Genomic DNA, 25,229 nt, shown 5'->3' on the forward strand with positions numbered 1-25,229 from the left:
CATCCTTAACAATCAAATGAACTCACTACCTTAAAACGGTTTCAGCCCAGATTTGTTTTATCATTTAGTTCAAACTTGTTGACCAATTGTTGATAAATCTCATTATTTTTAAATTTATGTAAAAACTCACTAGTGCCTAAAGGAAAAGCTGATTCCACCACTTCACCGCGATAATACGCTTCACGTAAAGGAGTGGCGGATATAGCGCCGACCAAGCTATCCAGTTCCACCATTTCCCATTCCGGGAACAAACTTAAATAATAAGAAGATTCATCTTTAAAGTGTCCAATTAGACCAACTTTTGCTTCTGCTTCAACTACTTCAGACACCAACGATTTCACCAGTTTTTGCCATTTTTCATCATTATAGACATCAATGACATGGACAAATTTAATGCGCTTCTGATCTGCTTCAGAAAAATTCGACAGGATCATTTCTTCACGTTCAGTGGCCAGAAATGGATTTTTAATATTGCGTTCTTGCTGTGCTGAGCCTAATGCCAGAATCACCTGCTGGCTCTGCTGCAAGGCAATTTTAATCGTTTGCATATGGGCTAGATGGAAAGGTTGAAAACGACCAATAAACACCAGGTAATCAAATTTATACTTCATAGCACATCTTACTTTTATGAACGCATCAGTTATGCCGCAGGGAAGTTTTTGCGACATAATAAGCGCCAATAAATTCATATTAATAAAGCAAGGATAGTACGATGACACTGAGCTGTATTCAACAACCGCATCAGCATTTAAATGCGAATTTAGACAATGGCGTACTGACCTTAGCCATTCACCGTCCTGAGGCAAAAAATGCGCTTTACGGCGAACTATATCTATGGATCGCACAGGCACTGGATGAAGCAGATCAGGATAGTAGTGTGCGTGTCGTGATTCTACGTGGTCAAGACGCAGACTTTAGTGCCGGCAATGACATGCAGGACTTCATGAAGTTTATTCAGACGCCTCTGCAAGGTAAGGCTGGTGATACCCCTCCTTTTGTCCTGTTGAAGTCCGCTGCAAAATTTTCCAAGCCTTTAATTGCTGCCGTTCGTGGTGTGGCGATTGGGATCGGGGTAACGATTCTGCTGCATGCTGATCTGGTTTATAGTGACAATACTGCCCTGTTCCAGATTCCATTTGTTAGCCTTGGCCTGTCGCCTGAAGGCGCTTCAAGTAAACTGTTAGTACAACAAGCGGGTTATCATAAAGCGGCTGAGTTACTGCTTACTGCACAGCGATTTAATAGTGAAAAAGCATTGGGTGCAGGTCTGGTAAATAGCATTGAGGAAGACGCCTATGCCGCTGCTGAAAAACAGGCAAAAATTCTTGCCGCTTTACCCCTGGCTTCTATTAAACAAACCAAAGCACTGATGAAGCATAATCTGGCTGAAATTATCGAGTGTATTGATGATGAAGCGGAGATCTTTATGAAACGTGTGGGTTCACCTGAAATGACGGAAGCCGTTCAGGCGTTTATGCAAAAACGGAAACCTGATTTCACACAATTCAACTAATTCTGAAACTTATCTTTTAATTGAGGCAGTTTAGACTGCCTCAATCTTTTATTTTTTTGAAAGAATCTAGCTTATGACTAATGAAAACTCCCAAACGACTTCTCAAACAACCGATAGTTCAAATCCTGAAAAGAAACGTTACTACGAACCTGCACCTCAGGATATTGATGTAGACAATTTCCGAAAGGTCATCGAAAGCCGACGTTCTGTACGTAAATTCACTAAAAAGCCAATTCCTGCCGAGGTCCTCGATGCCTGTCTGGATTTGGCCTTGCTGGCACCAAACTCTTCAAACCTGCAGCCGTGGACATTTTATGTGGTGCAGAACCCATCCAAGAAAAAACGTCTGGTTAAAGCATGTATGAGCCAGCTTGCTGCTAAAACAGCTTCAGAACTGATTGTCTGTGTGGCACGTACTGACCGTGTAGATGAAATGGCAAAACTGAATATCAGCGAGTTTCCATTTCCTGAGGCTCCACCAGCCATTAAAAAGTACTATAAGTACATTCCATACAACTACAAAACGGGTTATTTAAATGCCTTTGGTAACTTTAAGAAAGTTGCTTTCAAAGTAGCACGTACACTCGATAAACAAATGCCGGTTTCCGCATTTAGTCCTGCCGATGCCAAACTATGGGCAAGTAAAACCACAGCATTAGCCTGTGAAAACCTGGTACTGGCTTTACGTGCTTATGGTTTTGATAGCTGTATGATGGAAGGTTTCGATGAACCAATGGTTCGTGAAATTCTGGACCTGAATGATCAGCAATATCCGGTGATGGTGATTGGTGCTGGTGAACGTGCCAAAGATGGCGTGTTCTTCCCGCAGTATCGTTTTGATCGAGAGCTGTTTATTCAGAAGGTTTGAGTTTAAAAATAGTATTTAAAGGATTTAAGAATATTAATTTACTTAATATTTGATGACATGGATGTCGCTTAATTAAGTATATTAACCCGAATCCTGCTTAAGCCGATGACTTCATAATTTGAATTGTTGGCTTATTTTTATGGATCAGTTGATATGCACACAAGGACGCGTAAATCCCTCCTAATAATAAAAGCAGATTGGGTGTTTTTAATATATAGACGGCACATCAACACTAATGCACCGTCGGTTTATATCACTTCTAAAATTTAAACTTTTATATCTAAGAGCTGTATAAATTCAAATGCCGGTTCTTCATAAGGATGACTGTCTTTTAGAGCCTTAGCCACTTCAACAGCCTTTTCATCAGGTACAAGAATTTCGACCCGCCATTCTTCCACATTTTCCAACTGGCCAATTTCCCCAATATGAGGATCTGCGCCTTGCTGCGGCTTAAATTGTCCAGTTCCCAGCACTTGCCAGGCACAGTCGGTATATTCACCAATCCCACCCGCACCTGCTGCAAAGATGGCCTTCTTGGTTTCCTCCAGGTTTTCATCTGGTACGTAATAAATCAGTTTAAGCATATATCCCTACAAGTTTTTCAAGCATTTACCGTATTGTTAAGGGCTTCGGTAATAATATTCAATGCTGGATTTTGAGAGTTCTTGTTAAATGTTGCATATAGTTCTACCTGGGGTAAAGGTCGATCTGTCTGGATCACTTTCACTTCATCATTCAGGAAACGTAATAAATAATCGGGAGCAAAACTAAAACCCATACCCATATTGATCAGGTTAATATGCTGTAGCACATTGGTCGCCCACAGCACCTGATCGTGCTTTAGCTGATCAAAGGACATCAAAGCATTCAGTCTTTCGTAAAATACAGGTGATGCATTCTGATCACACATAATAATCGTATGATTTTTCAGTTCTTGTAATTTCAGTATTCGATCGGTTGGGTGCAAATGCTTGGCTGCAACCAAGTGAATTTGCTCCGTCAATAAATGAATATTGTCAAAATCTGGATGATCTAGCTGAAAACGGGTAATACTTAGATCTAGTTCGGCGTTTTTCAGACGTTGAAGCTGTTCCAGACAGAACAGGCTATGCAGATGATTTTTTAAATCTGGCATGGTCTTTTTAAGCTTGGCCAAAATATGTGGCATGACTTTTAGTTCGGCAACATTCAGAAAACCAATATAAATCTGGTTATTTTTCTGCTGGGCCACCTGTCGTGCTGACGCAACAGCCAATTTGGCATTTTCCAGAGCTTTTTCTGCATAGGCTAAAAAGGCCTTGCCTTCATCAGTTAAATGTATTTTCCGTGAAGAACGCTCAAACAGGTTAACGCCAACTTCCTGCTCCAGATCTTTAATCTGCTGGCTTAAAGAAGGTTGAGCCGTAAACAGCTTTTCAGCAGCCCTAGTGAAACTCTGCTCCTGCGCCACAGTAATGAAATAGCGTAAATGTCGAAGTTCCATAGATTGCTCACTTCAAAAAATAGGTGCTTATCTTACGATTTAGGCCAATGTATTGAAAATGTTAATAGATCAATAGCTTATACGAATACTCATATAACTACCTTCTATGCATGGCCAGACTTTGCTCCTCATACATTTATGCGTGTTTCAGGTATACACATGGTGCCTTGCATGACGCAGTATTTAATACTGATGTTCTGGTGAAGATTGGGAACAGGCAGCTGAATCTTTGAACTAACCATATCTGGATGTGATTCGGATTGCTTCTCATGATGTTATAAACCCTAGAATGGCAAGCCTGAAATTAATGAATCTGTGGCAATTCTGGTTAGGTCGGATGATTAATCGTTTGGCGTGATCAGGACAGTATTAATAATGCTTTTGTTTATTAAAATACGCTGAAGGTAACGTTAAAGCAGATTCAACCCACTGTTTAGCAATAAAAAAGCCACCTTTCGGTGGCTTTTTTAAATCTGTTGATCAAGAACCCTGTAGCAAATAACTACCTACCAAGAACAGCACCTGTAGGCCAACGACAAAACCAAATAACCACCAACCTTTCTGACGTAATTCTGTTCTATCCATTATTCTGAGCGTCTTAGCCATGTCATCACCTCATTCTTGAGTGTTGATACTGAACTGATCTATACCATCTTTCCTTTAAAGTGCATAAATATTGTGCATTATTTACACAATATCACTTCTATGCAGATATAAAAGCAAAATCTAAACCAGTTCAGCGGGAGAAAATTAAATAAATGTTTCAAACTGCTTAGAAAGCAAAAAGCCACCCACTGGTGGCAATTGATGAAGCTAGTCTAAACAAAAGTAAATGATTTTTCTAGTTTTACTAATTTCCCATAAGTTCAAACTATAAAAAAGGGCCGCTGCTGCGACCCTTTTTTTGAAGCTAAATCAGATTAACCAATAAATTTGCGAGCATTACGGAACATGCGTAACCATGCACCGTCCTGATCCCAGTCTTCTGGTTTCCAAGAGTGCTGGATCGCACGGAAGTTACGCTCAGGGTGTGGCATCAAGATAGTCGCACGACCATCTTTCGAAGTTACACCAGAAATCCCTTCAGGCGAACCATTCGGGTTCAATGGATATTGCTCAGTCGCATTACCCTGGCTATCCACATAACGCATAATCACCTGATTATTGGCATTCAATGCAGCAATGTTTTCAGCCGATGCTACTACGCGACCTTCACCATGTGCCACAGCGATTGGAAGAATTGAACCTTCCATGCCTTCTAATAATACAGAGTGAGATTTCTCTACACGAACATTGACGCTACGTGCTTCAAATACTTCTGATTTGTTGCGATGGAACCGAGGCCAAGCATCTGCACCTGGAATCAGTGGAGCCAATTGTGACAGCATCTGACAGCCGTTACAGATCCCTAAAGAGAAGGTTTCCTGACGGTTAAAGAATTTCTCAAACTGGTCACGAAGCTGCTGATTGAACAATACTGATTTCGCCCAACCACCGCCTGCGCCCAATACGTCACCGTAAGAGAAGCCGCCACAAGTGACAAGACCTTCGAAGTCATCCAGGCTGATACGACCAGCAAGCAAGTCACTCATGTGTACGTCAACTGTATTGAAGCCGACCTTATCAAATGCTGCTGCCATTTCCACATGACCATTTACACCCTGCTCACGCAGAATCGCCATATTTGGACGACGTGAATTAATGTACGGCGCTTCGATTTGCTCGTTCAGATCAAATGTCGGTTGAGCAATTAAACCTTTGTGTGATTTATCAGCAACTAATGCAAATTCTTGATCTGCAGTTTCTACGTTGTCACGCAGACGCTGAATTTGATGAGAAACTTCAGTCCAAGCTACTTGCAGGTCAGCACGTTCAAGTACCAGACCATTTACAGATAACTGGTCAGAGTTATTCACTGTACCTACAACTGAAATCGCTTCTTTCAGAGTAGAAGTAGCAATTTCTGCTTGTAGAGCTTCCCAATCCGCTTTCGCGATTTGCAGAACTGCACCGATTTCTTCAGCAAATAATGCTTCAACTGATTGATCTTCTAGTGCCACGCCTAGACGTGCAGCAAACATCATTTCCGCAACAGTCGCTAATAAACCACCATCACCGATGTCATGGTAAGCCTTGATCAGACCACGGTTGTTCCAGTCTTGAACCAGTGCGAAGAATGCTTTGAAGTCATCGAAGCTATCAACATCAGGTGTCACAGAACCGATGGCTTTATACACTTGAGCCAGGATCGAACCGCCTAGACGGAACTGACCTTTAGACAGATCAATACGAACCAGTACAGACTCAATATTTTTCAGTTCAGGGGTTAATGTCTTACGAACATCAGTTACAGGTGCAAATGCAGTGATCACGCCTGACATTGGAGAAGTCACAGACTTGTTTTCACCTTCGTCATTCCAGGTGGTGCGCATTGAAAGCGAGTCTTTACCAACAGGAATGGCGATACCCAGTGCTGGACACATTTCCATACCGATGGCTTTTACGCCCTCGAACAAGGCCTGGTCTTCGCCCGGTTGACCAGCAGCAGCCATCCAGTTCGCAGACAGTTTGATATCGCTGATCTGATCAATCTTCGCAGACATGATGTTCGAGATCGATTCAGCTACAGATAAACGTGCAGATGCAGCTGGGTTTAACAATGCCACTGGTGGACGTTCACCCATGGCCATTGCTTCACCTGTGTAACCTACAAGGCTAGTCGTAGTTACCGCAGCATCGGCTACAGGAACCTGCCATGGGCCAACCATCTGGTCACGTGCCACCATACCAGTAATCGAACGGTCACCAATAGTGATCAGGAATGATTTAGATGCCACAGTCGGGTTCTTGATCACGCGATAAATCGCATCTTTCAGATCAGTCACTTTAGATGCATCAAAGTCATCGCCTTTACGCGGAGCAGTTTCATATGAACGGCTCATACGTGGTGTACCACCAAGCATCACTTGCATTGGCATATCCACTGGTTTGTTGCCGAACAATGGATCTTCAACAGTCAGATGACGTGCTTCAGTTGCTTCACCCAGTACTGCAAACGGACAACGTTCACGCGCACAGATTGATTCGAATAACGGTAGAGATTCTGGACGAATCGCAAGCACATAACGCTCTTGCGCTTCATTTGACCAGATTTCCATTGGCGACATGCCTGGCTCAAGCGATGGGATCTTACGAAGATCAAGTACTGCACCTAACTCGTGATCGTTTACAAGTTCTGGCATCGCGTTTGAAATACCACCCGCACCGACATCATGCACAGATACGATTGGGTTTTCATCTTCCATGCGCCAGCAAGTGTCGATCACTTCCTGACAACGGCGTTCCATTTCCGGGTTTTCACGTTGTACAGAAGCGAAGTCCAGGTTTTCACCCAGTTTACCGCTGTCTACAGATGATGCAGCACCACCGCCAAGGCCGATCAGCATTGCTGGACCGCCAAGCACGATCAGTAGATCGCCTGGTTGAATCGCATCTTTTTCAACGTGGTCCGGACGGATGTTACCGTAACCACCCGCGATCATGATTGGCTTATGGAAACCTTTCACTTCGCCATTGACGTTTTGTTCAAACGTACGGAAATAACCAGTTAACGCTGGACGACCAAATTCGTTGTTAAACGCAGCACCACCCAATGGACCTTCAATCATGATTTGAAGTGGAGATGCCATACGTGAAGGTTTGCCGTAGTTTTCTTCCCAAGGCTGTTCAAAACCAGGAATATTCAGGTTAGATACGGTGAAACCCGTTAAACCAGCTTTCGGTTTACCACCACGACCAGTCGCGCCTTCGTCACGAATCTCACCGCCTGAACCTGTTGCGGCACCGGCAAATGGTGCAATCGCTGTTGGGTGGTTATGAGTTTCCACTTTCATCAGGATGTGAGCGGCCTGGCTCTTGTATTTATAAACGTGTTGACCGTTATCTTCTTGAGTTGGGTAGAAACGTTGCGTATCAAAACCAACAATCACCGATGCATTGTCTTTATAAGCTGACAATACGTCTGTTGGTGATTCTTTATAGGTATTTTTGATCATCTGGAATAATGACAATGGTTGAACTTCACCATCAATCGTCCATTCAGAACCAAAGATTTTATGACGGCAATGCTCTGAGTTTGCCTGAGCAAACATCATCAGTTCGATGTCATTCGGGTTACGACCCAGTTTAGTAAATGCCTCTGTCAGGTAATCAATTTCCTGTTCAGACAGCGCAAACCCGAACTCATTATTGGCTTTTACCAATGCCTCTTTACCTTGACCCAGGATATCAATCGAGTTCAAAGGTTTTGGCGCAGTTTCAGTAAACAACACTGCAGCATCTTCAATCGCATTGAAAACACTTTCAGTCATGCGGTCATGCAAGATCTGTAATGCTTCTTTAGAAAGCTCTTTTTCGCCCTTCAAAGTAAACAAAACACCGCGTTCTAAATGATGAACCGGTGTATTACAGTTGGCAAAAATATCAGTTGCCTTTGATGACCATGGTGAAATCGTGCCGACACGCGGTGTCACTAGAATCTGGATTTCATCACTTGCAGCCTGGCGCAGTTCAAATGATTGACCATCGTTGAGAAGCTGTAAAGCGGATTGCTGTTGTTGCTCGTTGAGCGCTTGGTCAAAAAGATAAACAAATTGACTTTCTAGTGATTGAACAGAACTAATTGACGATAAACGTGTGAGTAGTTGAGCTTTCTTAAAAGAAGAATGTGCAGGTGCACCGGCAACGATAAACATGCTGATTTTGGCTCCACGGGATGATCGAGCGACCATGCCACAATGTGACTTGAGAGAGCGCATATTCTACTGTGAAATACATAAATCGGCTAGAGAGGAAATGAGAAAACTCAAGCGAAAAGCTATAGCATTTTATAAATAATGCTTTTATTTTCAGATAAAAAAATTGAATGTAGTCGCACAGCTTAACACAATTTGTTAAAGAAAAATTAAAACTAGTCAAGAATAATTCAACTTAAAAATTTTGTATTATTTTTCAACACTATTGATCATATCAAGTGGTTTAAAATTTAATCTCAATTTTTAATAAAAATGAGCCAAGAATTGACTTCTTTATTATTTCTTGATCAAAAATAGGTAGCTGCGCTGCTTTTTGCCATCTGTCTGAATGATGATCAACTATATTAAATATTCAGTCCACAGACTAAGATTTACTTTCTATCAAAATTATTGCTCTATAAAAAACAGGCCGTTTGACCTGTTTTTTATTTCAGCTCATTCTTGTAAGCATCTGCTCAGTTATGAAATTCGATAATTCATCAGAAATAGCTTAGGCAGTTTTATTTAATAAAATTCCCCCACCTTCAATTTCTACCACACCATTTTCTCGTACATAAACTTTCCAGTCGGCCAGCAGCTCCTGTAATTTTTCTGGATAACGCTCTGCCAGATCTTCTGTTTCACCGCCATCTTCTGCCAGGTTATAGAGTTGCCACTTGTTTGGGCCATTCGGTGCGGGAATAAATAAAGCCTTCCAATCCCCTTTACGTAAGGCTTTTTGTCCGAACAGCTCCCAACCCGTGACATGGTCTTCAGCATGAATATGGGCCTGCTGTTGCTGCAAATACGGCAAAATGCTTTTACCCCGTAATGGCACCAGTTCACGACCTTTATATTGCTGTCCCGGATGCTGGATATTCAGTGTTTCCAGTAAAGTCGGCAGTAGATCCATCACCGTTAAAAATTCATGACTGATGCCATTTTGGCGTGCGAAGCCCTGATGCTTGATGAATGCAGGTGTACGAATTCCACCTTCACTTGTATGCGCTTTATAAAGTCGAGATGGCGCTGTGGCCGCCTGCGCCCAATGCTCACCGTACCAGACATAGGAATTACCCTTGCCAATATTTTCCAGAGCATTGTCATAATATTTGGCAATTACGGTCTCAATATCAGGACCAAAGACTGGTAATGCTTCCAGCTGCGCGCCTTCTGCCCCATTATCCGAAAGAAAAATAATAATGGTATTGTCGTATTGATCAGTCTGTTTCAGGTATTCAATCACGCGACCAAGATTCTGGTCCATACGATCGACCATTGCTGCATAGACTTCCATGGTTCGCGCCGAGAACTGCTTTTCTTCATCCGTTAAGCTGTTCCAGAATTTAGTTTTCGCCAATACTGGATGAATCGTAGCATCTTCACCTACTAAACCGAGCTCTTTGATTTTGGCTAAACGCTTCTGACGTAATACTTCAGGACCTTCATCATATACGCCTTTGTATTTGGCAATATCTTCCGGATGGGCTTGTAAAGGCCAGTGTGGTGCTGAAAATGGCAAATAGGCAAAGAATGGGCGTTCTGCACGACTCTCATCATCTTGCAGATAATCTAGCAAGCGATCTGTGAAATAGTCCGAACTATAGAAGTCTTCCGACAATGCAGTAATGTATTCATCATTTTCTGCATAGAGCCCCCGAGTTACTTTCAACAGGCCCGGAATTTCTTCTTCTGGAATATCGGGTTCAAACGCATAGTGATTGGCTGCACCCGGGAGCAAGGTAAATGACTTTTCAAAACCACGGCGTGCCGGAAAACGGTCTGGAGTTAAGCCCAGATGCCATTTTCCAGACATGATGGTGTAATAGCCTGCATCATGTAACAGTTCCGGTAGAGCCGCAACCTGATCATTTAAATACCCCTCATAACCCGGTTGGCCTTTCTGTTCAGGTCGTATGGCTTCGACCATGGAACCCAATCCTGCCAGATGATGATCTGTACCGGAAAGCAGCATGGAACGGGTTGGTGAACAGGTCGAAGCGGTATGGAAATTAGTTAAACGTAATCCTTCCAGGGCAATCGCATCTAAATGTGGTGTTTGGATCTCTCCGCCAAATGCACCCAGATCAGAAAAGCCCAGATCATCAGCGACGATGAGTAAAATATTAGGTGGTGTAGCGTGTGCTGTCGTCATATTTGGTCTGCAAATTGATTTTATTATGGTCATAATTTGCCTGAAATTGCTGGCTCAGCCCTGTCACCAAATTGACAATCTTTCGCTGTATTTCAGCTAAGCTAATTCAAAATGACATTTCATGTCGCACTGCCCTAGTGCTTTACGCTCTTTTTTGGCATGATGCAGAAAGTAGAGAACTGAATAATGATAAATGACTCAAATGCGTTGGTTGGAACTGCTTTCGACAGTTCGGATTGGTAGTAAAAAGCAGAGTACAGAACTGGCCCGTAGCCCGTTCCACAAAGATTATGACCGTATTATTTTTTCCCAGAGCTTCCGGCAGCTCAACCGTAAAACCCAGGTGCATCCTTTAACCCAGCACGATGGTATTCATACGCGCCTGACGCATTCACTGGAAGTCTCCTGTATTGGCCGCTCGCTAGGGATGTTGGCCGCAGAGAAAATTAAAGACCAGCTTCCACCCTGGGTGTCTCCAGCGGATGTGGGCGCCATCATTCAAGCCGCTTGTCTGGCCCATGATATTGGCAACCCGCCTTTTGGCCATGCCGGTGAATATGCGATCCGCGAATGGTTTGATGATGTATCACATACTGACTTCTTAAAAGATTTAAGTCCTGAACAGGAAGCAGATGTACGTCAGTTTGAAGGCAATGCCCAAGGCCTGCGGCTTCTAACCAAGATTGACTATCATCCAAATGATGGCGGCATGCGCCTGACCTATGCCACTTTGGGTGCTTATTTAAAATATCCGTGGCTGTCAAAAACCATGGCATCACAAGTAGATTTACCTGCCAGTAGCCGTGCCAAATTTGGCTGCTATCAGGCAGAAAAAGAGATTTTAAAGCAAATTGCGGAAGAGCTTGGACTAATCCAGCTCGGCGAGTATCGATATTGTCGTCATCCACTGACCTATCTACTCGAAGCAGCCGATGATATTTGTTATGCCCTGATTGACCTAGAAGATGGCATCAGCTTGAACATGCTCAGCTATGCTGAAGTGGAACCGGTATTTTTAAATCTGCTCGGAGATTATGGAACGCCTTCTGAAATCGGCATGCCTGATACGACCTGGCAACAGAAAATTGCTGCACTGCGTGGCCGTGTGATGAAACGTCTGGTGAATGAAGTGACGACTGCTTTTGCACGCCATCATGACCAGATTCTGTCTGGCCAGTTACAAGGCACTTTATTGCAATATTGTTCGTCAGATATTGAAAGTGGTATTAATCGTGCCAAAGAACTGGCACGTGACAAGATTTTTGAACATCCACAAAAAGCAGGCTTAGAAATCATTGCCCATCAAAGTCTGCAAAATATTCTGGATGCCTTTATCCCGCTGACCACACCGCATAAAAACCTGAGTTTTAAGGAGCAACGTTTAATGTCGATCCTGCAACGTTCAGGGGCGAATTTTAAAGACAGCCATTATGACAATATCATGCAGGTGCTGGATATTATCTCGAAATTCTCGGATCATCAGGCTTATAACCTGTCACAGGAATTGCAGGGTAATAAAGCCGGATTGTTATAAAACATCTGGCTGGATTAGATGATTATTGCAGCAAAATCACCTGTTTTGCAGAAGGAGATTTTGCCTTTCCTGAAAATGCTGACTACTATGCTGCAAAACTGAATTGAGTAATGATAAAAGATGATTGGATGCCTGATTGGTGAAGTGCTGGCGCTGGAAGCACCGACTGTATTATTAAATGTGAATGGTGTGGGTTATGAAATCGATACGCCGCTCACTACTTTTTGCCAGTTGCAAAAAGGCCAGAAAATTACCCTATGGATACATCTGGCCGTACGTGAAGATGCACAATTACTGTATGGTTTTTTAAATACTCAGGAAAAAACTATTTTCCGTACTTTATTAAAAGTGAACGGCGTTGGCCCGAAAATGGCACTCGGCATTCTATCTACCTTAAGTGTAGAAATGCTAATTCATACAGTTGAGAATGAAGATGTAAATACCTTGGTTAAAGTTCCAGGTGTCGGCAAGAAAACTGCTGAACGTTTGATGATCGAACTGCGCGATCGCTTTAAAGCCATGTCTGCGGGCACTGCTCCAAGCAATTCGACAGCTCCACAAATTCAGTTTATGGGCAATTCAGCTGTAGCTGAAGCTGAAGCTGCATTACAGTCTCTCGGTTATAAACCGGCTGAAGCGCAAAAACTGGTGAATGCAGCCAAAGGTGAGTTTACCGAAGCCAGTGACATCATCCGTGCTGCATTAAAGTCGATGAATAAATAAGCAATTTACCTATGAGCAAATTTTCAATCCAAAATTTGCTCGAGCTTTGGCGACATGGATGTCGCCGGTTGAGTTAAGGTACAGGAAGTACCTTCAACTCAACAAAAGATTTTTGTTACTTTTGATCTTTCAAAAGTAAGACAACGCCTACACAATGGCAGTTAAACACAAATCATTATTTGAGGCTGTTTCTGCAGCATCAAACAGCTTCGATAAAGAGATTAAGTTAATAGATATGCAAGACCGTCTCATCAGTGGTTCTGAAAAACCCGAAGATCATTTTGATCGTGCCATCCGCCCGACTTCCCTCGATGACTATATCGGTCAGCCCGTGGTGCGTGAGCAAATGGAAATCTTTATTGGTGCTGCTCGTGGCCGTGCCGAAGCTCTCGATCATACTTTGATCTTTGGACCTCCGGGTCTGGGTAAAACGACGTTAGCGAATATTATTGCCCGTGAAATGGGTGGCAATCTCAAATCGACTTCTGGCCCAGTATTAGAACGTGCGGGCGATCTGGCAGCAATGCTGACCAATCTTGAGGAAGGTGATGTTCTGTTTATTGACGAGATTCACCGCTTGTCACCTGTGATTGAAGAAATCCTTTATCCAGCCATGGAAGACTACCAGCTGGATATCATGATTGGTGAAGGCCCTGCTGCCCGTTCGATTAAATTGGACTTACCACCATTTACTTTGGTCGCTGCAACCACACGTGCTGGTCTACTCACTTCTCCACTTCGTGACCGTTTCGGGATTGTGCAGCGTCTGGAATTCTATTCAGTCGATGACCTCACTCATATTGTGAAACGTTCTGCAAGCCTCTTGGATGTTCCAATGACCGAAGATGGCGCAAAAGAAATTGCACGTCGTTCACGTGGTACACCGCGTATTGCCAACCGTTTATTGCGTCGTGTACGTGACTATGCTCAAGTCAAAGGCACAGGTGAAGTCACTCAGGAAATGGCTCAACGTGCATTAGATATGTTGAACGTGGATAAAGATGGCTTGGATACTCTCGACCGTCGTTACCTGTCGATGTTGCTAGAACGCTTTGATGGTGGCCCGGCGGGTGTAGAAGCTTTGGCAGCAGCAATGGCAGAAGATTCAGGTACGCTGGAAGATGTGATTGAGCCTTATCTGATTCAGCAAGGTTATGTGATGCGTACTGCGCGCGGTCGTATTGCGACCAATATGGCTTATTTACAGTTTGGCATAACGCCGCCTGAGCCGAAGTAAGGGTTAAAATTCTTTTGGCTTAGCCATTTTTTATCATAAAGAAAAAGAGCTAATTGACTACTGCAATCAATTAGCTCCAAAAGCACAAACTCGAATCTTTATTATTAAGTAGTTTATTTAGCTATTATAGTTATTGCTCTTTAAGCAAATACTTAGGCTATTTCTTTTAAATTTTATCAATAATAATTATGAAATAATCCAAGCAACTTTAATGCCAAAATAGTATTTAACTTAGAGAAATAGTTGAAACTTAGATAATGAAAGATTTTTAAATCAGATACAAATTCCTTTTAATAATTCTCTATTCGTTTGAATTTTTTAAATAAAATAGACCGTTAAATTTTTATAATTACATAATTTTACAATATCTACCTCTGTAAAATTCCCTTTATCAGCAAGTACTAAAAATGAATATACCGAAAAGGTATGAAATCCATATTCAGAGGGTTTTGGTCAAATGTAGTGCATTATGTAATGCTCAGGCATCTCTTTAACTCTATTCAGATTTTTAAGGTTCTCCCTGATATGAACATGCATAAGACGCTTTCGTTTTGTCTCCCTCTTTTATTTTGCAGTCAACTGGCTTTAGCAGATTGGGTAGATGATTCTGTTAAAGCAGCCGAAGCGCATACCATCAAACTACGCCAGCATATTCACCAATATCCTGAACTGGGCAATATGGAATTCAAAACCTCGGAATTAGTACAAAAAGAATTAAAGTCCTATGGTATTGAAGTACGTAAAGGCTATGCCAAAACAGGTGTGATCGGCGTTCTAAAAGGTTCAAAACCTGGCCCCGTCATGGCATTACGTGCAGATATGGATGCCTTGCCGATTCAGGAAACGGCAGCTGTACCTTTTGCCAGCAAGCAGAAAGGTATTTATCAAGGCAAGGAAACTTATGTGATGCATGCCTGCGGTCATGATGCGCATACTGCAATGCTATTAGGTGCAGCCAAAGTGCTCGCTACCAATAAAGATAAGATTGCCGGAACCGTAGTTTTTGTATTCCAGCCAGCAGAAGAAGGCGGTGCAGATATTGATAACTTTAGTCAAGGTGATCAGATCGGCTCACGTAAAATGCTGGCTGATGGCGCACTCAAGAATCCTCAGCCTGAAGTGATTTTTGGAATGCATGTGATGGCGGGTATGCCAAGCGGCAATATTTTCTATAAAGATGGTGCAATTCTCAATAGCGCGGATCATTTACGTATACAGGTAGATGGCCATCAGGTACATGGTTCAATGCCTTGGGCAGGTCGCGATCCAATTTATGCTTCTGCACAGATGATTAATAATTTACAAAGTCTGGTAAGCCGTAAAGCTGATTTAACCAAAGGCATGGGCGTGGTCAGTATTGGAAGTATTCAGGGTGGTACCACAGGAAATGTGATTCCTAATCAGGTGAATATGGTCGGTACGATTCGTTCTAACAGTGAAGATGTCCGTCAAGGCATTTTAAAAGACTTGCCGGAAATGCTGGAACACAATGCCGCAGCCAATGATGTCAAAGTCAAAGTAGAAATTGCACCCTATGCACCTGTTACCACCAATGACAAAACCTTGACCGAATTGATGCGTCCGACTCTGGCTAAGGTGAATGGTGAAAATAAACTGCATCTGCTTGATAACAATGCTAGTGCCAGTGAAGACTTTGCTTATTATGGCAAGCTGATGCCATCATTGTTTGTCTTCGTCGGTGCAACGCCAGCCGATCAGGACCCAGCCAAAGCAGCACCGAACCATAACCCGAATTTTATAGTCGATGATGCGACTTTAAAAACCGGCGTAGAAAGTCATGTCCGTTTTATTCTGGATTATCCAAAAGTGGCTGATCAGGTACAAGCGAGCTGGAAGCAAAATAACAAAAGCTGATTCTTAGTTCCTCAAGCATGAGTGACTGGTCTCATTCATGCTTTTACTTCGCCGTATTAATAAGCAATTGGCCGTTCCGTACTGGCTTAGCCCCTGCTCCATCCAGATTTGACATCTTGTGCCATTGGTCTCAAAGCTCACAGTGCTAAACTTTGACGCGCTAAATTGCTTGACTTTTGGAATGAATAAGGCAAATTCTAAGCCTGCTCCAGCCTCTAAAAACAAGCAATAATTTCGTAAAATCTGCATGGAACAAAACTATGGCGAATCACTTTGAATTCAATATCCGCGTCTATATTGAAGATACTGATGCGGGTGGCATTGTCTACCACGCTAACCATATTCGCTATATGGAACGTACCCGTACTGAATGGTTACGTGCTTCCGGAGTGAGTCACTACTGGCATCAATCCGACTATAACTTTGTTGTGCACAAAATTAACGTCAAATATATGCGCCCAATCCTCATGGATGACCTGATTACCGTGACTGCACGTGTCATTTCATGTAAAGCTTCATCATTTGTATTGCAACAAAATATTTATCGTGGTGAAATCATGCTTGCATCTGGTGAGGTCGAGTTGGCATGTATTAGTGCAGACATGAAACCACGTCGACTTCCTGATGAAATCCGCGAACTGATTCATAAAGAATTGGAACAAGACTAAAAAAATTATTTGGCACACGTAACAGCTATGGCAACTCAGTTAGAATCATCTCTTCAAGTCTCAGATCTTATTTTACAAGCAAGCCCTGTCGTACAACTGGTGATGCTTTCTCTCCTGTTAGCCTCGTTGTACAGCTGGTACCTGATTGCTAAGTTAACCATGAGCTATAAAAAGGCTCAGGCTGACGACGATCATTTCCAGAAAATTTTCTGGTCAGGTGCCGAACTCAAGACGCTTTATAACAATGCCCAGCTCAATTCCAAACGTACTGGTCTGGAAGATATCTTCTATCAGGGTCTGGGCGAGTTCCTTAAACTTAAAAAACGCCATGCTCTAACTGCCCAGTCAATTGAAGGAACCGAACGTATTCTGCGGGTAGGTTTAAGTCGTGATCAGGGACATCTGGAACAAGGCTTGGGTGCGCTGGCCAGTATTGGTTCAGTCGCTCCTTATGTCGGTCTGTTTGGTACCGTCTGGGGCATCATGAATGCCTTTATTGGTCTGGCAGATGTCGATCAGGTTACTTTGGCCACTGTCGCACCTGGTATTGCAGAGGCCCTGATTGCAACGGCGATTGGTTTATTTGCTGCAATTCCTGCGGTTTTAGCCTTTAACCATTTCACATCTAAAGGTGAAGCACTGTACTCTGACCGCGCCATGTTTGCTGAAGAAATGGTAGCTCTGCTGCAACGTCAATCTGTGGGCGCTACGCAGGACAATGACTAATGGCCATTCAACGTTCAGGACGCTTCGAGCGTATTAAAAAACCACTGAAAAGTGACATGAATGTGGTGCCATACATCGATGTGATGCTGGTACTTCTGGTCATTTTCATGGTGACTGCCCCAATGATTACCAGTGGCATCAAGGTCGATTTGCCGCAGGCCAATGGCTTGCCGATCGAATCCAAAGATGCGCCTACTATCGTCACTTTAAAAGAAGATGGTACTTATTTTCTGGAATATAAAAATCAGACCACAGGTCCTGTCACCCTAGAGGCTTTGACGCAGACTTTGATAGAAGCGCAAAGCACTGCGGAAAGTGAAAACAAGGTCCTCAATGTCGTGATCAATGGTCATACCACCCGCCCTTATGGCGATGTGATGGCCTTGATGTCAAGCCTGCAAGATGCCGGTTTGTCCCAAGTGGGTTTACTGACCAAGCCATTAGAATAAAGTATGAAAAATTATCAGAAACCACCGTTTCAGAAGAAAGCAATTGCGATTGGGTTTACGCTAGGAATCCATGCAGTTGCTTTGGTGGGCCTGCTTTTTCTGGGCATGAGTAAGCCACCTGAACCGCCAAAACAGATTAAAACGGTTTTAATTAAACCTGAAGACCTCAAGCCGGTGACTCGTGAAGAAACCGAGTTTGAAGAAACTGCACATGAAAATATTGCAGAAGAAATTACCCAAACTGCTGAACCGAGTGTAGAGCCTGCACCTGTGGTTCCAACGGCAGCTGCACCGACACCTCCGGCACCGCAGCCTGCACCAGCACCCCCACAGATCGATATTCAAAAAGCTCAGCAAGAAGCCAAAGCGGCAGAGCTTGCTCAAGCCAAAGCCGCTCAGCAAGCAGCCGAAGCAGCAAAACGTGCTGAAGCCGCCGAACAGGCAAAACAGGCTGCTGCCAAAGCCAAAGCAGAGGCTGCACAAAAATCTAAGGCTGAAGCTGAAGCAGCGCGTAAGGCCGAAGTAGAAGCACAGCGTAAAGCCGATGCTGCACAAAAAGCCAAACTTGAAGCGCAGAAAAAGGCTGATTTAGCCGCCAAGCAAAAAGCAGAGGCTCAAGCCAAGGCAAAAGCGGATGCTGCGGCAAAAGCCAAGGCAGATGCCGAAGCTAAACGTAAAGCCGATGCGGCTGCAAAAGCTAAAGCAGAGGCGGATGCTAAACATAAAGCTGACGCTGCGGCAAAAGCCAAAGCAGAGGCTGAAGCTAAACGTAAAGCTGACGCGGCTGCGAAGGCTAAAGCGGAAGCAGATGCCAAGCACAAAGCTGACGCTGCGGCGAAAGCTAAAGCAGAGGCCGAAGCTAAACGTAAAGCTGATGCCGCTGCGAAGGCCAAAGCGGATGCTGATGCCAAGCATAAAGCTGATGCCGCTGCAAAAGCTAAAGCAGAGGCGGATGCTAAACATAAAGCTGAGGCTGCGGCAAAGGCTAAAGCAGAAGCTGATGCCAAAGCCTCTGCAGCCAAACAGGCTGCTGAAGAAGCTGCACAGAAAAAAGCGGAATCTAAGCGAATTGCCTCTACTGCAAAACGTGATTTCGAAAATAAAATCAGACGTGCATGGGATACCCCTGTGGGCTCCTCAGGCCAGAAAGCGACTGCTCGGGTCACTTTGAGCGATAGTGGTTCTGTGGTTTCTGTGGTGGTGAGTGCCAGTGATCCAGATATGAAAGCCAGTGTAGAAGCGGCAGTACGTGCTGCTGCACCTTATCCAATGCCTTCAGATCCGGATGCACGCCGTGAAGCACGAAGTTTTACTTCAACCTTTACAGCTCATTAATGAAAAACAGCCATAATAAAGAAAAAGTGTTATGGCTGTTTTTTTGAGTTAAACTTCAATTGAAACAGATTAAATAATAATCACTCCCCATAGTGATATAACAGTTTGATGATAAATTCGTGGTCTATTTCGCATAAATCCATGCGATGATGTAGCCCAATCACTTATAAATAACTCCGTTGATTTGAGTAAATAACGAATGATGGAAAAGACACGCAAACACCTACTCTGCCTTGCAATCATGACCACTTTGGGTGCGGTCACTGCGACCCAGTCTCAGGCCCAACTGCATCTGGAAATTACCAAAGCTCCTGAAGCTGCTCCTAAAATTGCCATTGTGCCTTTTAGCCAGGATCAGAGTATTTATCCGGTGGTGGAAAATGACCTGAATCGTTCTGGTAAATTTGCCAGTGCCTCGAAGAATTTACCTGCTACAGCACAACTAAATTCGCCAAATGCTGAAGCTTGGGCAGCTGCAGGCGTACCCTATGTGGTGACCGGTTCATCCAAGACCAATCCGGATGGTTCTTATAGCATTCAGTATCAATTGTATGATGTCGAAAAACGTCAATACTTACTGAATGAGTTGCTGACTGTTCCTGCTTCACGTACCCGTCAGGCAGCCCATATGATCAGTGATGCCATCTATCAGGCATTAACCGGTATTCCGGGAGATTTCACTGGCCGTATTGCTTATGTCTTACGTAACCCGGCAACGCCTGAGCAGCGTTATACCTTACAGATTGCCGATACGGATGGTGAACAGCCAAAGACCATTTTGACTTCGCGTGATCCAATCCTGTCACCTGCCTGGACACCGGACGCGAAAAAAATTGCATATGTGTCTTTTGAGACCAAACGTCCGGCCATTTATGTACAGGATCTGGCGACTGGTCAACGTGAAAAGCTGGCCAGCTTCCGTGGTTTAAACGGTGCGCCAAGCTTCTCTCCAGATGGCAAGAGCATGCTGTTCACTGCATCTATGCACGGCAACCCGGAAATCTATCAGATGAATCTGGAAACACGCCAGTTAAAACGCATGACTAACGATAGCGCAATTGATACAGAAGCACGTTATGCACCAGATGGAAAATCATTTATCTTTACTTCAGATCGTGGTGGTTCTCCGCAGATTTACCGCTATGATTTCAATAATGAAAGTACTAAACGTCTGACTTTCCGTGGCGCATTTAATGCCCGCGCGACCTTAAGTGCAGATGGTAAGAAACTTGCATTGGTTCATCGTCCAAGTGGCAGTAACTATAAAGTGGCTGTACAAGATATTAGCTCAGGTGTGACCAATATCCTGACGCCAACCAGCCTGGATGAATCACCTAGCTTCTCGCCAAATGGTCAGATGGTGGTCTATGCCACTCGCGAAGGTAACCGTGGATTGTTATCCATTATGTCTCTCGATGGCCGGTTCCGCATGAATTTGCCAAGTGAAACAGGTGAAGTCCGCGAACCTGCTTGGGCACCAAAATAATAGTTCAATATTTATAAATGCTTTACCCCATAATCAACCTTCATGGAGATGAAGAATGAACAAAGTAAAATTATTTGCACTTCCTTTACTTGCAGCTGCAGTCGTAATGACTGGTTGTGCCAGCCGTAAACCAGCAGCTGAAGTCCAAACTGGCAACCTGGATACCAGTGGCACCACCACTGTAAACACTGAAGGTCTAAGTGAAGATGCAGCTTTAAGTGCTCAAAATATGGACGGTGCATCTGCTAAAGGTGTAACTGCGGAAAATAAGGCTTATTTAGCTAAACGTGTAGTTCACTTTGACTATGACAGCAGTGAACTGAGCAATGACGATATCCGTACTCTGCAAGCACATGCCCAGTTCCTGATGGCAAATGCCAATTCTCGTGTAGCTCTGACAGGCCATACAGATGAACGCGGTACACGTGAATACAACATGGCGCTTGGTGAACGTCGTGCCAAAGCAGTAGAAAGTTTCCTGATCACTTCTGGTGTAAATGCAGGCCAACTTGAAGCAGTGAGCTATGGTAAAGAAATGCCAGTTAATCCTGGCCATGATGAAAGTGCGTGGAAAGAAAACCGCCGTGTAGAAATCAACTACGAAGCTGTTCCACCACTACTAAAATAAGTGATCATTTAAATAATACATCATTCATAAAAAAGCACTCAATCGAGTGCTTTTTTATTAGAGGGATATTTGAAAGATCAAAGAATAAAATTACTCTTTGCCTTCACCTTCTTCTGCAGTTTGCATGGATTCAATCATGTCGTGTTTATTGAATTTTTTATATTCAGGTTTTGCTTCGTAATCCTTCCACGCTTCTTTCATCTTGTCTTCAGAAATTTCATCGAGATTAATCGCTTCGCTCGGCGTTGGAGTCGCATCAAACTTTAATGTTGTCATCTCTGTGCTCCTATGATCATTTTTTCCTTTGATTCAACATAGCACTTTCCACAGGAGTTGCAAGGGCAAAATCACAACAAATAATTCAGTTTAATTGTCCTTTTCGGACGTTCTCCTCTAAAATATAGCCGTATATCGTTTTGATCTTTTTTCCCCGATTATAAGTCTTGGAGTTTTTCCCTTATGTCATACCGCACCTTATCCCAATTTCTACAACAACAAAGCGGGAACCTCACACCTGAACTTGCACAAGTAATTGAAACAATTGGAAATACCTGCAAGCGTATTGACCAACTCCTGCAAAAAGGTGCTCTAGCGGGTGTATTAGGTAGTGCTCAACATGAAAATGTTCAAGGCGAAGAGCAGAAGAAACTGGATGTGATTTCTAATGATTATCTGATTGATGCATTAAAAGTACATCCACATGTAGGCGGTTTAGCGTCTGAAGAACTGGATGAATTCACTTCAGCTCAGGAAAATGGTCAATATCTAGTATTGTTCGATCCACTTGATGGTTCAAGCAATATTGATATCAACATGTGTGTGGGTACCATCTTTTCAATTCTTCCTGCAAAAAATAGTGTAACTCAGGCAGAAGACTTCATGCAGGCTGGTGTCAATCAGGTTGCTGCTGGTTATGTGCTGTATGGCCCATCAACCATGATGGCACTGACTGTGGGTGCCGGTGTGGTATTCTTCACTTTCGATCCTGAAACTCAAGAGTTTCTGTTGACTTCTGAAGCGATTCAGGTAGCTGCTGATACTAAAGAATATGCAATCAATGCATCGAACCAGCGTCACTGGGAAGCGCCTGTACAGCGTTATATCGATGAATTGCTGGCAGGTAAAACAGGTCCTCGCGCCAAAGATTTCAATATGCGCTGGGTCGCTTGTATGGTCGGCGATATTCACCGTATTCTGTGCCGTAGCGGGATCTTCATGTACCCATACGACTTAAAAGACCCAACTAAAGCAGGTCGTTTACGTTTAATGTATGAAGCCAATCCAATGAGTATGCTGATGGAACAGGCTGGCGGTGCATCAACGACTGGTCGTGTCCGCATTCTTGAAATCGAACCTACAAATCTGCATCAACGTGTTCCTGTCATCATTGGCTCAAAAAATGAAGTTGAGCTTGTGACCAGCTACCACCACTAATTTTTAAACGGCAGTTGATCTTTGATTGACTGCCGTGGACTTTCTTCTTATGCCAACCATCTTCCTTGAATCCAAAGACAATCCTAAAATTAAACACTTACGCGGTTTAATTGAACAGAATTCTTATCGAAAAAAACAAGGACAGACTGTGCTTGAAGGCACGCACCTGTGTCTTGCATGGTTACATGAAAACAAGAAAATCAATTCGATCTTCACGACTGAACATGCTTTAGCGCATCCTGATTTCGACATTATTTTAAACAAATATACCGGTGTGGTCTTTGTCATTGGTGAATCGCTTTATAAGGACCTGAGTACCTTAGGCACTTCGATTGCATGTATGGCGATTGTCGATATTCCAAGCTCAAGCCAGGCACTTGATTTTACGGCTGACACTCTGATCCTTGAAAATGTGCAGGATCCCGGTAATGTTGGCACCCTGCTACGTTCAGCAGCAGCTGCCGGTATTGATCAGGTCATTTGTACTAAGGGTTCAGCATCTCTTTGGTCACCACGGGTATTACGTGCAGGTATGGGCGCGCATTTTTCTTTGCAAACTTTTGAAAATATCGCACTGGAAGACCTTTTACCGCAATTCAAGATTCCGGTATATGTCACCAGCTCACATCGTTCTAGCAGCCTGTACAGTAAAGACTTGCGTAAAGCCTGCGTCTGGATTCTGGGCAATGAAGGTCAAGGCGTATCTGACTATGCCCTGCAACATGCCGAAGCGGTGACTATTCCACAGCCAGGTGGACAGGAATCCCTGAATGTTGCCATTGCAGGCTCTATCTGTTTCTTTGAGATGGTGCGTCAACGTATCTAATACGGTATTTAGGTTACATTGTTTTAATTCCAGTCAGTGTATTTATAAAATAGATTACACTACAAAAATAATAAGTTTTATTGTCAACCAAATCGTTATTCCCAACGTTATATGCACATGAACTTGGGAATAATGGTGGGTATCCAATGACAGGATTTTCCATCTCTATGGATTTAGCACCGAAACCGTTGCAGTCACAAGATGCGAGTATTCTAAAGAGTACGGCAGAGTCTCGCCTGAAAAATTTCATGCAGGACGTGACTGGGCGTGCTTTGGTGATGATGGAAAGTGCGACTCAAGGACAACATGGGATCGCAATGGATCTGGTTCAGGAAGCTTTTATTGCTTTGCATAAATCTTATGCAGAGAAAAGCACTGAAGAGTGGTATCCCCTGTTCTATACGATTCTGAATAACAAATTACAGGATTGGCGTCGTAAAGAAGCACGTCGCAACCAGCCCTTTTCCTTTTTCAAAAAAGTCAGCCTTGATGACGACGAAGTCGAATTTGACAATCTGGTAGATGAATCTACGCCCTCACCTTTAGAATTTCTGGATCAGGCAGTAACTGCTGAAGAAATTCAGGAGGCGATTGCCAAATTACCTGTGCGTCAGCAGCAAGCATTTATGCTCAGAGCCTGGGAAGGCTTTGATACTCAAACTACAGCGCAAATTATGAACTGTACAGAAGGCAGTGTGAAAACCCATTATCACCGTGCTATTCAAGGTCTACGTGCCTCTCTAGCACACTTAAATCCATATCTGGGAGGATCATCCGAATGAAGCAAGATGATTTCTTAAAGCAAGTAACTTCCAAACTTGATGGACTGGCACAGCACCACAAGGATAAACCGGTGGTGATGAATCATGTGCTGGAGCATATTCAGGACGCACAACATTCACGCTTTGCATTTCTAAAAATGTCTGGCTTTGCTCTGGCTGCTGCGATTGCTGGCGTGGTAGTGCTACCGAATATTGTCAGCCATAACGAACCTCAGACTCAGGCAGTATCTACCCCCAAACTCTCCCCACAGATGCTTGAAGATCTGGAAATGTTAATGGTTTTAGGTGAGGACAAAGTTCCACATGGCAGCTAAAAGATTAGCAATTGCATTTTGTGCATTCAGCTTCCTGCAAACCAGCTTTGCGGGATTTGAACGTTTTTGGATTTTTTCCAAAGATGCCAATACGCAGGTCAACGAAACCTGGGATACACTTTCTGATTCCGAGCAACTGGCATTAATTAAACGTTATCAGTCCTTAAAAGAAATGCCTGAACAGCAACGTATTAATTTACAGCAACGCATGGATTGGTTCACCCAGCTTCCTGAAGCTGAAAAGCAGCGTATGCGTGAAACCTGGCAAATGATGAGCAGCCAGGAACGTAAGGAGTTAGGGGCACGGATGCAAAAAGCAACACCAGAAGAACGACTGGCGATCCGTGAAGAATATATCCAGAAATACCAGCAACTCACTCAACCTAAAACTCATTAATTT

24 protein-coding genes are annotated in these 25,229 nt (G+C 43.5%); 17 read left to right on the plus strand and 7 right to left on the minus strand.

Translation table 11 applies throughout. From position 1 onward, the window contains the following. Positions 1-41 precede the first annotated feature (41 nt). On the minus strand, positions 42-611 hold the full coding sequence (locus FTV18_RS05345; RefSeq protein ID WP_004784571.1) for a nicotinate-nicotinamide nucleotide adenylyltransferase: 570 nt from the start codon (positions 609-611) through the stop codon (positions 42-44). 101 nt (positions 612-712) lie between these two features. Here FTV18_RS05345 and FTV18_RS05350 point away from each other — a divergent pair, with 101 nt between their 5' ends. Together FTV18_RS05350 and FTV18_RS05355 are read left to right on the plus strand one after the other, a co-directional pair. Then, on the plus strand, positions 713-1,513 hold the full coding sequence (locus tag FTV18_RS05350; RefSeq protein ID WP_166138359.1) for an enoyl-CoA hydratase: 801 nt from the start codon (positions 713-715) through the stop codon (positions 1,511-1,513). A gap of 73 nt (positions 1,514-1,586) precedes the next feature. Further along, on the plus strand, positions 1,587-2,381 hold the full coding sequence (locus FTV18_RS05355; RefSeq protein ID WP_166138362.1) for a nitroreductase family protein: 795 nt from the start codon (positions 1,587-1,589) through the stop codon (positions 2,379-2,381). Positions 2,382-2,647: 266 nt separating this feature from the next. Here the strand turns inward: FTV18_RS05355 and FTV18_RS05360 are convergent, their stop codons facing one another. From FTV18_RS05360 to FTV18_RS05375, 5 genes are all read right to left on the minus strand, one after another. Further along, positions 2,648-2,965 (minus strand): NGG1p interacting factor NIF3, encoded by a 318-nt coding sequence (locus FTV18_RS05360; protein ID WP_180016970.1) that lies wholly within the window; start codon positions 2,963-2,965, stop codon positions 2,648-2,650. 17 nt (positions 2,966-2,982) lie between these two features. Next, complete coding sequence (locus FTV18_RS05365; RefSeq protein ID WP_180016972.1) at positions 2,983-3,864, minus strand: LysR family transcriptional regulator; 882 nt, start codon at positions 3,862-3,864, stop codon at positions 2,983-2,985. A 480-nt stretch (positions 3,865-4,344) separates the two neighbouring features. After that, positions 4,345-4,470, minus strand: coding sequence for a KGW motif small protein (locus FTV18_RS15685; protein ID WP_253144109.1), 126 nt, complete (start codon positions 4,468-4,470; stop codon positions 4,345-4,347). A 314-nt stretch (positions 4,471-4,784) separates the two neighbouring features. Then, entirely contained in the window at positions 4,785-8,618 is a 3,834-nt protein-coding gene (gene purL, locus FTV18_RS05370; RefSeq protein ID WP_180016974.1) for a phosphoribosylformylglycinamidine synthase, read from the minus strand. 550 nt (positions 8,619-9,168) lie between these two features. Then, entirely contained in the window at positions 9,169-10,812 is a 1,644-nt protein-coding gene (locus FTV18_RS05375; protein WP_180016976.1) for an arylsulfatase, read from the minus strand. Between the two features lie 193 nt (positions 10,813-11,005). On the opposite strand from FTV18_RS05375, the gene FTV18_RS05380 reads away from it, so the two are divergent. The 10 genes from FTV18_RS05380 (at position 11,006) to pal (ending at position 21,473) form a co-directional block, all read left to right on the plus strand. Further along, positions 11,006-12,346, plus strand: a complete 1,341-nt coding sequence (locus FTV18_RS05380; RefSeq protein WP_166138742.1) for a deoxyguanosinetriphosphate triphosphohydrolase — start codon at positions 11,006-11,008, stop codon at positions 12,344-12,346. 120 nt (positions 12,347-12,466) lie between these two features. Beyond that, the gene (ruvA, locus tag FTV18_RS05385; RefSeq protein WP_166138745.1) at positions 12,467-13,069 is read left to right on the plus strand and encodes a Holliday junction branch migration protein RuvA; all 603 of its coding nucleotides are present in this window, start codon (positions 12,467-12,469) and stop codon (positions 13,067-13,069) included. Between the two features lie 235 nt (positions 13,070-13,304). Further along, positions 13,305-14,306 (plus strand): Holliday junction branch migration DNA helicase RuvB, encoded by a 1,002-nt coding sequence (gene ruvB, locus FTV18_RS05390; RefSeq protein ID WP_166138764.1) that lies wholly within the window; start codon positions 13,305-13,307, stop codon positions 14,304-14,306. Between the two features lie 525 nt (positions 14,307-14,831). Further along, complete coding sequence (locus tag FTV18_RS05395; protein WP_166138748.1) at positions 14,832-16,181, plus strand: amidohydrolase; 1,350 nt, start codon at positions 14,832-14,834, stop codon at positions 16,179-16,181. 260 nt (positions 16,182-16,441) lie between these two features. After that, complete coding sequence (gene ybgC / locus FTV18_RS05400) at positions 16,442-16,849, plus strand: tol-pal system-associated acyl-CoA thioesterase (RefSeq protein WP_034170923.1); 408 nt, start codon at positions 16,442-16,444, stop codon at positions 16,847-16,849. A 27-nt stretch (positions 16,850-16,876) separates the two neighbouring features. Next, positions 16,877-17,575, plus strand: a complete 699-nt coding sequence (tolQ, locus tag FTV18_RS05405; protein WP_180016978.1) for a protein TolQ — start codon at positions 16,877-16,879, stop codon at positions 17,573-17,575. Then, on the plus strand, positions 17,575-18,024 hold the full coding sequence (gene tolR / locus FTV18_RS05410; protein ID WP_159124030.1) for a protein TolR: 450 nt from the start codon (positions 17,575-17,577) through the stop codon (positions 18,022-18,024). The genes tolQ and tolR overlap by 1 nt, the downstream gene beginning before the upstream one ends. A gap of 3 nt (positions 18,025-18,027) precedes the next feature. After that, entirely contained in the window at positions 18,028-19,359 is a 1,332-nt protein-coding gene (gene tolA, locus FTV18_RS05415) for a cell envelope integrity protein TolA (RefSeq protein ID WP_166138755.1), read from the plus strand. A 202-nt stretch (positions 19,360-19,561) separates the two neighbouring features. Continuing rightward, positions 19,562-20,845 carry a Tol-Pal system beta propeller repeat protein TolB gene (gene tolB / locus FTV18_RS05420; protein WP_171505601.1) on the plus strand — a complete coding sequence of 428 codons (1,284 nt, stop codon included), beginning with the start codon at positions 19,562-19,564 and terminating at the stop codon, positions 20,843-20,845. A 55-nt stretch (positions 20,846-20,900) separates the two neighbouring features. Next, complete coding sequence (pal, locus tag FTV18_RS05425; RefSeq protein WP_180016980.1) at positions 20,901-21,473, plus strand: peptidoglycan-associated lipoprotein Pal; 573 nt, start codon at positions 20,901-20,903, stop codon at positions 21,471-21,473. 90 nt (positions 21,474-21,563) lie between these two features. On the opposite strand, the gene FTV18_RS05430 is transcribed toward pal, so the two are convergent. Beyond that, complete coding sequence (locus FTV18_RS05430) at positions 21,564-21,749, minus strand: NF038105 family protein (protein ID WP_159124034.1); 186 nt, start codon at positions 21,747-21,749, stop codon at positions 21,564-21,566. Between the two features lie 183 nt (positions 21,750-21,932). Here FTV18_RS05430 and FTV18_RS05435 point away from each other — a divergent pair, with 183 nt between their 5' ends. The 5 genes from FTV18_RS05435 to FTV18_RS05455 all read left to right on the plus strand — a co-directional run bounded on the left by FTV18_RS05435 (position 21,933) and on the right by FTV18_RS05455 (position 25,226). After that, a complete protein-coding gene (locus FTV18_RS05435; RefSeq protein WP_159124035.1) occupies positions 21,933-22,907 on the plus strand; it encodes a class 1 fructose-bisphosphatase in 975 nt (324 codons plus the stop codon). Positions 22,908-22,956: 49 nt separating this feature from the next. Continuing rightward, positions 22,957-23,733, plus strand: a complete 777-nt coding sequence (locus FTV18_RS05440) for an RNA methyltransferase (RefSeq protein WP_159124036.1) — start codon at positions 22,957-22,959, stop codon at positions 23,731-23,733. Between the two features lie 167 nt (positions 23,734-23,900). Continuing rightward, the gene (locus tag FTV18_RS05445) at positions 23,901-24,515 is read left to right on the plus strand and encodes an RNA polymerase sigma factor (protein ID WP_159124054.1); all 615 of its coding nucleotides are present in this window, start codon (positions 23,901-23,903) and stop codon (positions 24,513-24,515) included. Continuing rightward, positions 24,512-24,829 (plus strand): hypothetical protein, encoded by a 318-nt coding sequence (locus tag FTV18_RS05450; protein WP_004784617.1) that lies wholly within the window; start codon positions 24,512-24,514, stop codon positions 24,827-24,829. The genes FTV18_RS05445 and FTV18_RS05450 overlap by 4 nt, the downstream gene beginning before the upstream one ends. Then, positions 24,819-25,226, plus strand: a complete 408-nt coding sequence (locus FTV18_RS05455) for a DUF3106 domain-containing protein (protein ID WP_159124038.1) — start codon at positions 24,819-24,821, stop codon at positions 25,224-25,226. The genes FTV18_RS05450 and FTV18_RS05455 overlap by 11 nt, the downstream gene beginning before the upstream one ends. The last annotated feature ends 3 nt before the right edge of the window (positions 25,227-25,229 follow it).

Origin of the sequence: Acinetobacter sp. YH12241, from assembly GCF_013417535.1 — a bacterium.
Lineage (GTDB): Bacteria > Pseudomonadota > Gammaproteobacteria > Pseudomonadales > Moraxellaceae > Acinetobacter.

Excerpts from the sequence above, each read along its gene's own strand:
- FTV18_RS05345 (WP_004784571.1), bottom strand. The coding sequence starts at position 611 with ATGAAGTATAAATTTGATTACCTGGTGTTTATTGGTCGTTTTCAACCT.
- FTV18_RS05350 (WP_166138359.1), top strand. The coding sequence starts at position 713 with ATGACACTGAGCTGTATTCAACAACCGCATCAGCATTTAAATGCGAAT.
- FTV18_RS05355 (WP_166138362.1), top strand. The coding sequence starts at position 1,587 with ATGACTAATGAAAACTCCCAAACGACTTCTCAAACAACCGATAGTTCA.
- FTV18_RS05360 (WP_180016970.1), bottom strand. The coding sequence starts at position 2,965 with ATGCTTAAACTGATTTATTACGTACCAGATGAAAACCTGGAGGAAACC.
- FTV18_RS05365 (WP_180016972.1), bottom strand. The coding sequence starts at position 3,864 with ATGGAACTTCGACATTTACGCTATTTCATTACTGTGGCGCAGGAGCAG.
- FTV18_RS15685 (WP_253144109.1), bottom strand. The coding sequence starts at position 4,470 with ATGGCTAAGACGCTCAGAATAATGGATAGAACAGAATTACGTCAGAAA.
- purL (WP_180016974.1), bottom strand. The coding sequence starts at position 8,618 with ATGTTTATCGTTGCCGGTGCACCTGCACATTCTTCTTTTAAGAAAGCT.
- FTV18_RS05375 (WP_180016976.1), bottom strand. The coding sequence starts at position 10,812 with ATGACGACAGCACACGCTACACCACCTAATATTTTACTCATCGTCGCT.
- FTV18_RS05380 (WP_166138742.1), top strand. The coding sequence starts at position 11,006 with ATGACTCAAATGCGTTGGTTGGAACTGCTTTCGACAGTTCGGATTGGT.
- ruvA (WP_166138745.1), top strand. The coding sequence starts at position 12,467 with ATGATTGGATGCCTGATTGGTGAAGTGCTGGCGCTGGAAGCACCGACT.
- ruvB (WP_166138764.1), top strand. The coding sequence starts at position 13,305 with ATGCAAGACCGTCTCATCAGTGGTTCTGAAAAACCCGAAGATCATTTT.
- FTV18_RS05395 (WP_166138748.1), top strand. The coding sequence starts at position 14,832 with ATGAACATGCATAAGACGCTTTCGTTTTGTCTCCCTCTTTTATTTTGC.
- ybgC (WP_034170923.1), top strand. The coding sequence starts at position 16,442 with ATGGCGAATCACTTTGAATTCAATATCCGCGTCTATATTGAAGATACT.
- tolQ (WP_180016978.1), top strand. The coding sequence starts at position 16,877 with ATGGCAACTCAGTTAGAATCATCTCTTCAAGTCTCAGATCTTATTTTA.
- tolR (WP_159124030.1), top strand. The coding sequence starts at position 17,575 with ATGGCCATTCAACGTTCAGGACGCTTCGAGCGTATTAAAAAACCACTG.
- tolA (WP_166138755.1), top strand. The coding sequence starts at position 18,028 with ATGAAAAATTATCAGAAACCACCGTTTCAGAAGAAAGCAATTGCGATT.
- tolB (WP_171505601.1), top strand. The coding sequence starts at position 19,562 with ATGGAAAAGACACGCAAACACCTACTCTGCCTTGCAATCATGACCACT.
- pal (WP_180016980.1), top strand. The coding sequence starts at position 20,901 with ATGAACAAAGTAAAATTATTTGCACTTCCTTTACTTGCAGCTGCAGTC.
- FTV18_RS05430 (WP_159124034.1), bottom strand. The coding sequence starts at position 21,749 with ATGACAACATTAAAGTTTGATGCGACTCCAACGCCGAGCGAAGCGATT.
- FTV18_RS05435 (WP_159124035.1), top strand. The coding sequence starts at position 21,933 with ATGTCATACCGCACCTTATCCCAATTTCTACAACAACAAAGCGGGAAC.
- FTV18_RS05440 (WP_159124036.1), top strand. The coding sequence starts at position 22,957 with ATGCCAACCATCTTCCTTGAATCCAAAGACAATCCTAAAATTAAACAC.
- FTV18_RS05445 (WP_159124054.1), top strand. The coding sequence starts at position 23,901 with ATGGATTTAGCACCGAAACCGTTGCAGTCACAAGATGCGAGTATTCTA.
- FTV18_RS05450 (WP_004784617.1), top strand. The coding sequence starts at position 24,512 with ATGAAGCAAGATGATTTCTTAAAGCAAGTAACTTCCAAACTTGATGGA.
- FTV18_RS05455 (WP_159124038.1), top strand. The coding sequence starts at position 24,819 with ATGGCAGCTAAAAGATTAGCAATTGCATTTTGTGCATTCAGCTTCCTG.